The following is a 7,816-nucleotide window of genomic DNA, read 5'->3' as shown; positions in this document are numbered from 1 at the left end:
GCATTGTTCTGTGCGGTATCGCGCTGGCGGGCCTGGGGGGTGGCGCGTGGGCCTATACACCGCCTGGTTATGTGCATGAGTGGGCATTGAAAAATGTGGTGCAGGCCAATTGGCCGACGGGCTTGGCTGCCCCTTATAGCCATGCAACTCAGGAGCGGTTATTGGCCGAGCGCCCGCCAGAGCAGTGTTGGGCGGGGCGTGATCAGCGTGACCATGTGGTGATGTTAGTGCTGGAGTCCTGGTCTACCTACCATAGCCAGGCGTGGCTGGGCGTGAATGATTGGACGCCAAGGTTGGATGCATGGGCAGCTCAGGGCCGTCAATTCGAGACGCTGTATGCCGGTGGCTTTAATACTAACGAGGGTTTGTTTTCTTTATTAACCGGCCGCGATGTGGTGTTGCCGATTCTGCCAGCGCACCAGCAGGGTGCATTTGAGGGGGCTTGGGGTATTGAGGATTCTCTGCCTGCTCAATTAGGAAAGCAGGGGTATCAGACTACGTTTATGACTTCTGGCAATTTGGCATACACCCGCAAGGGGGAGTGGTTGTCCCAGCTGGGGTTTGAGGCGCTGTGGGGGCACGATGCTCCGGCGTTTGATGGTGTTGAACGTGGCCACTTTGGCGCTGTGCCGGATGATGTGTTGTATTCCAGCGCATTGGCGCATATTACTCGCCTGCGGCAAGACCATGCTGCGAGCTTAACAGTGATTGAGAATGTCAGTTCTCACCACCCTTATGTGCACCCTTACTCCGGGGAGCGTAGCGAAGAGGCGGTATTCCGTTATATGGATAAGGCGGCAGGTGAGTTTATTGATCAACTGGCTACGAGTGGCTTCTTGGAAGAGGGGACCTTGGTAGTGGTCAGCGACCACCGGGCGATGACGTTTGTCACTGCCGAGGAGCAGGCGCGTTTTGGGTTGGGGGCGGTGTCTCGTATTCCGGGGTTTATGCTAGGCCGAGGTGTAGAGCCGGGTAAGGTAACGTTGCCTTTTCATCAGGCCGATATCATGCCTACGCTGCTGCGCCAACAGGGTGAGCGTGTTTGCCTGCATGGGCCGCTGCGGGATGGGTTGGATGTGGTTGCATCCGAACCGCGCTGCATGATGCATGCGCGGGGTGACCAACGCGATAGGGTGAACGTTTACTGTCCTGAAGGTAAGGGTACGATCAAAGTAATGGGTGATGATAGCTACTTCGTTAATAACGAAGGGTTAGAGAGCGGGAGGCGGCAGCAGTTATTGGACGCATTAGCTCGGCAACGCTTGGCGCTGGAGCCTTAACTAAAACAGTGTTGTTTTTACTGATGAGCAAATAGCTTAATGGTATCAGCACCTAGTATTTCATCGCTATGAAGCAGCCTATAACGCATAGGAAGCTTCAGATGGCAATGCTGGGTGATGACGAGGTTGCGGCTAGCCTTTGTCGTGTGTGGCCGGGCAGCGGCTAATGCATGACGGTAAGCCGTTTATATCCTAAGCAGAAAATCGTCAGGCCCTCGTTGATCAGGCGCGGTAATTTATGCAGGTGCGGTGACCGCTACTGCAGAGGTTGCAGGCTCTTTACAAGTCATAAAAATATTATTGACTCTCTTTAAAATCTAGCACTATTTAATTCAATTTGATGAGTGGCGCAGTAAAAAAGACTGAGCAATAATGCAAAAAATACGCTCGGCCAAACGCGCCTATCACAAGGTTGCTGCCGATGTATGGGGTGGGGTGGTTCTCTCATTGTGAGAGATAATCTTAGGTGGGGAGCGGGCATACATGGCAGGCGATCTTTTACAGCGCGTTAACGTCAAGGCAGTCATTTTCATCGATACAGGTATTGCTGATTGGCAAACCTTGGTTGACGGCGCTCCCGAAGGGGCTGAGGTCGTCACCCTGGATCCTTCCCGCGACGGCCTGGAGCAGATGGCGCAATGGGCGCAAACCCACAGCGGTTACGACGCCATCCATATCATCAGCCACGGTTCGGAAGGGGAGGTCCGCCTAGGTAACTTTACTCTCGATGCGAATGCTATTAATACCCGTGCGGCTGAGTTAGCCCAACTGGGCGCGGCGTTAAATGAAGGCGGTGATTTACTGCTATACGGTTGCTCTGTCGCCAGCGGTGAAGGGCAAGAATTTATTGCTTCCTTAGCCCAAGCCACCCAAGCGGATGTGGCGGCATCGGATGATTTGACAGGTGCGGCGAGTCTTGGTGGGGATTGGGAGTTGGAAAGGACGGCTGGGAGTGTCGAAACAGCCGTGTTATGGAGCGAGAGTTATTCCAGTGTGCTGGCTGACGAAACAATAGGGACTAATGGTGCCGCTGCTTATGCGCAGACATTCTTGGGTGAGGCGACGCTTGGGCAGACATTCACGGCGACAAAAACGGGTATTTTGAAAGAAATTCATGTAGCGAATACAGATACTGACAATGGTTCTGACTGGACTTTGACTGTGTATGCCGGAAGTGGAACCGGTGGTGCGATTCTCGCAACGCAAACGGGCTCCTCATTTGGCAATACAGTAACATCGTACTCTGATTACACCTATGCCACTGTCGCGTTGTCAACGACGGTTAATCTGACGAGTGGTTCAGTTTATTCTTTTGTGTTCTCTCCTGCGGATACGATAGGCTTGGTGTATACGGACGAACAATACGCGGGTGGGTCGATCGTTTATGACGGCTCGGTAGTTGGCAGTAATGATTTGATTTTCCAGGTGGTTCAGGCTGATGCAGCTCCTGCCAATAACGCCCCGACTATCACTGGCGCACCTTCAGATATAGTAGTTACTGAAGATACCGCTTCCAATGTTGATTTGTCTGGAGTGGCCTTTGCGGATAATGATGGGGATAGCCTTACAGTTACCCTTACCGCATCCGAAGGCACATTAACCGCCTCCTCGGGTGGTAGTGTGACCGTGAGCGGCTCTGGCACCGAGGCTCTGACACTTTCTGGTACCGCCGCGAATATTAATACCTATTTGGACACTACCACCAATATTCAATACACCGGCGCGAATAACGCCAGTGGTGATAATGCCGCGACGTTAACGATAAAAGCGAATGATGGCACGGTGGATTCCAGTATTGCCAATGTGAATATTGATATTACGGCTGTTAACGACGCGCCAACGGCGACCAATCTGACGCAGTCGTCGGGTTCCTTTACCGAGAACGGCGGCAGTGCTGCGCTTAATGATATCGTTGTGACGGATGTGGATACCGACGATACGATTACCGCGACCCTGACGCTGAACAATGCGTTGGCGGGGGGGCTGACGACCGGCACTTTCGGGTCCGCGACATCGACCTATAATGCAGGCACAGGCATCTGGAACGTGACCGGGTCGGTGACGGATGTGAATGCGGCCTTGGCGTCGGTGGCGTTTACGCCCGCGGCTAACTGGGATCAGGATGTGACGATCACAACCCGTATCCGTGACGCAGCAAACACCGGCCCGGCGGATGGCACCATTACGCTGACCGCGACGCCAGTGAATGATGCGCCGGTCGTAACTGCATCAGGGGGCACCACGGCCTTTACCGAAGATGGTGGTGCGGTTGTTATCGATGGCAGCTTTACCCTTTCTGATGTCGATACGGCCGATATGAACGGCGCAACGATCACGATCAGCGACGGTTTCCAGGCCGGTCAGGACACCCTTTCCTTTACCAACCAGAACGGCATTACCGGCAGTTACAACAGTGCAACCGGTGAGCTGACGCTTACAGGGACTGCCTCGGCAGCGCAGTATCAGGCGGCAATCCGGTCCATCACCTTTTCCAATGAATCGGACAACCCGAGTACCGCCAACCGCACGATTTCGATCACGGTGAGTGACGGGACGGACAATTCCAATACCGCCACCAAAACCGTTTCGGTGGCGGGGGGCAATGATGCGCCGACGGCGACGGCCACCGGTGGCACCCCGACCTATACCGAGGGCGGGTCGGCGGTAGATCTGTTTTCCGGTGTGACGATCAGCACGGTTGAAAGCGGTCAGACGATTTCGGGCATGACCTTTACTGTGACCAATGCCGAAGCTGGTGACATCATCACATGTGATGGTACGCAGATTACCCTGGAGAACGGGTCCGATCATACCGCTGACAACGGGTTGGACTACACCGTGTCGGTTACGGGCGGCGTGGCAACAATCACGATCACTGGCGGCACCATGACGACGGTGCAGGCGCAAGCCGTGATTGACGGCATGACCTATTCGTCAAGCAGTGAGAATCTCGGTACTTTGAGCCGTGTGGTGACCCTTACCGGCATTACTGATAGCGGCGGCACGGCCAATGGTGGCACCAATAGTGTGACCCTGAATGTTGCGGCCACCGTGGCGGTGGCGGGAGTGAATGATGCACCGGAACTGACCAATGGCGGTAATACCGTCAATTTCTCGGCCGGAAGCGGTACCGGGATTGTGATCGATAACGGCCTGACGGTATCGGATGTGGACAATACCACGCTTGCCTCGGCGACTGTTTCGATTACGGGCGGTTTTGCCACAGGTCAAGACATTCTGGCCTTTACCAACGATCCAGCCCAGCATGGCAACATCACTGCATCCTTTAATGTTACGACAGGTGTTTTGTCGCTGACCTCCGCAGGATCGACCGCGACAGTTGCGCAGTGGGAGGCGGCCCTGCGTTCCGTGACCTTCAGCAATGGTGAGGCATCGCCAGTTACGGGCACGCGCACGGTCAGCTTTGCGGTTCATGATGGTGATGCCACCAGTACGGCTGCCACCAGCAGCGTGGAGGTCGTCTTTGCCCCGGTCATCGGCAATCTGGATGGGGATAGTGTCACTTATACCGAAGGCGGCAATGCGGTTTTGATTGATGCTGGAACGGCGGCGACCATTACCGATAGCGACAATGCCAATTTTGATGGCGGCAATGTGACCGCCCGTATCACCGATGGCGGCAATTCGGCGCAGGATATCCTGGGACTTGCGACCGGGGCTGTTACGCTTGACGGGTCGAATGTCAGTGTCGATAACGTTGTTATTGGTACGCTGGTCAACAATATTACCGCAGGCAATGATCTGGTCATCAATTTCAATGCCGACGCTACTTTGGCGCGGGTCGAGAGCCTTCTGGCGGCGATCCAGTACAGCAACAGCAACGCGGATGAACCGACGCCGGGGGCGCGGACATTAGAGGTGACGGTAACTGATGCGTCGGGCGGTTTTACCTCCAGCCCGGCCGGGGTCACGGTCAATGTGGTGGGCGTGAACGATGCGCCGACGGCGATGGCTACCGGTGGCTCCCCCACCTTTACCGAGAACGGTTCGGCGGTTGATCTGTTCTCTGGCGTGACGATCGGGACGGTCGAAAGCGGCCAGAATATTACGGGCATGACTTTTAGCGTGACCAATGCCGCGGCTGGCGACAGCATCACAGTGGACGGTACGGCCATTGCCCTGACTAATGGAGCAACTGGGACGACCACTGGCAGCAGCGGGCTGGCCTATACTGTGTCGGTCGTTCAGGGGCTTGCGACCATCACACTCACCGGCGGCACCATGACGACGGCGCAGGCGCAAACCGTGATTGACGGCATGGCTTATGCCTCAAGCAGTGACAACCCCGGTACTTCGCGTGTGGTGACCCTTACCGGCATTACCGATAGCGGCGGCACGGCAAATAATGGCACTGATAGCGCGACACTGAATATTGCGGCGACGGTGACGATATCGCCTGTCAACGACACCCCAGCCTTTACCAGCTCAAACACTGTGAGTGTGGCGGAAAACACCACGGCGGTGACAACGCTGGCCGCCACCGATGCGGATGGCGATGCGCTAACATATAGCCTCACCGGCGGTGCCGATATGGCTTTGTTCACGCTAGATGCCAACAGCGGGGCGCTGAGCTTTAAGGCGGCGCCTGATTTTGAGGCACCTAACGACCAAGACCAGGATAATCAGTACGAGGTAGTTGTAGACGTTGACGATGGCACTAAGAGTGCTTCTCAGGCGATGACCATTGACGTGACCGATGTCAACGAAACACCACCTTCTCGTCCTACTCCTACTCCTACTCCTACTCCCGAGCCTGAGCCTACAACTCCGCCCATTCAGGTGACGCCGTCAGAGCCGCAGCCGAATACGCCTTCAGGTCGCCCTTCAGTAAGAGAGACCATTAGTAATACAGGCCGTGATCCGGGAACCGCCAAGCTGGTTGAAAACAGTGGCAACGCCAACGAGGTGACTGCAACGCTGCCGGGCGGGGTTAGCTTGGTGAACCAGGGCGCCCGCACTGCAGTAGACCCACTCCTGGCGCTGGGTGATTTAATCAACAGCATAGATGCTCAGCAGCCAACCAACCTCAATGAGCAAACCGGCGTGGCGAGCCAATGGCTTACCAACCGGCCTGACGGCACCTTGTTAGATATTCGTACCTTGGTGATCAGCGATAGCGGCAGCAGTTCCGTCAGTACGCCTATTCAAATTACCGGGATTGGTAACGGTAGCAGTAGCTATCAAGAGGCGTTTGTCATTGATGCTCGCTCATTGCCACAGGGTAATAGGCTCCAGCTTGATAACATTGATTTTGCCAGCATCATTGGTGAAACCATGATTACCGGCGGGGCTGGGGCTAACGTGATTGTGGCAGATGATGCCTCACAAATGATTGTGCTTGGGGAGGATGACGATGAGTTGCACGCGGGTGGGGGGCGCGATTTGGTTGGCTCGAAAGGCGGCGATGACCTGATTTTTGGAGAAGCAGGCTACGATCGATATTTGGTGGTGAAGGGGACGATGTTCTCAATGGCGGTAGTGGCGTTGATGTTGCACGTTTTACGCTTGACGCTGCCGATGCTGAATTACGCTATGCCGATGACGGTAGCCTTGTGGTTTCTGCTGGTGCGTTGGGCACTGATACGTTGAGAAGTGTTGAGTTGTTGCGTTTTGATGATCAGGTCGTACTGGTAAATGCCCCTGAGCGAAAATCGGTATTGGGTTTTGATGAGGCGAGCTACCTGGGAAATAACCTGGATGTGGCGGCAGCTGTTGCGCAAGGAGATTATGCCAGTGGCTATGCACATTATTTAAAATATGGCCGAGATGAGGGGCGCTCTGGAGAGTTGAATGGTTTTGATGAAGCATTCTATTTAGCTCAAAACCCTGATGTGGCGGCTGCCGTTGAACGTGGTGACTACGTGAGTGGTTTTCAGCATTACTTGCGGTGGGGTCATAGAGAAGCGCGTGATCCAAATGCGCTCTTTGATGAGGCGTGGTATCGCGAACAAAACGAGGGCGTGGATAGAGCCATTGAGCAAGGTATCTATGTTAACGCCTACGACCATTATTTGGTTTATGGCGGTGCAGAAGGGCGTTTGCCATCGGCATGGTTTGATACGGGCGCCTATTTGAATGCAAACCCTGGGGTCGCTGCTGCTGAGATAAATCCGTTGTTACACTATCTTGCTTATGGTGTACATGAAGGGCGTGTGATAGTGGCTGCTGATGATGGGTTGTGGGGGTAGCACACGCTGACGTTAGTTGTATGTTTGTCTGTACGTTTTAACCCCGGTTTTTACCGGGGTTTTTCTTAAACGGGGTAGTGGCTTATCAGGTATTAGCGTTCAAGTGAAATGCTTTGCTGGAGCGCGCTAAAACCTGGCATGCCGCTTTGGTGGGTTTTCTGGTATCGTTGCCGCCACAATTTATGGGCGGTGATATGACTCTATATGGGTGCGTCCTGTATAGCGTTTGGTTCGGATGCTTATCACCGGTGTATGGCTTGGTCCTCTTTTGTTGGAGCTAAGATGAACATCTTGATTACAGGCGGTGCTGGCTTTATCGGCTCAGCG

The 7,816-nt window shown here is 54.5% G+C and carries 3 protein-coding genes; all 3 read left to right on the top strand.

The genetic code is table 11. The features are described 5' to 3' along the window. Positions 1-1,280 (top strand): LTA synthase family protein (locus tag BIS10_RS15865; RefSeq protein WP_253506573.1); only part of this gene is annotated, 1,280 nt, incomplete at its 5' end. A 483-nt stretch (positions 1,281-1,763) separates the two neighbouring features. Further along, positions 1,764-6,890, top strand: a complete 5,127-nt coding sequence (locus BIS10_RS15860) for a DUF4347 domain-containing protein (protein ID WP_253506570.1) — start codon at positions 1,764-1,766, stop codon at positions 6,888-6,890. Between the two features lie 11 nt (positions 6,891-6,901). Next, positions 6,902-7,489, top strand: a complete 588-nt coding sequence (locus tag BIS10_RS15855; RefSeq protein ID WP_253506568.1) for a hypothetical protein — start codon at positions 6,902-6,904, stop codon at positions 7,487-7,489. Positions 7,490-7,816 lie beyond the last annotated feature (327 nt).

Source organism: Halomonas sp. 707B3 (assembly GCF_024158645.1).
Taxonomy (GTDB): domain Bacteria; phylum Pseudomonadota; class Gammaproteobacteria; order Pseudomonadales; family Halomonadaceae; genus Vreelandella; species Vreelandella lionensis.
Note: the sequence above shows the minus strand (reverse complement) of the source record. Positions and strands in the feature narration are given on the sequence as shown.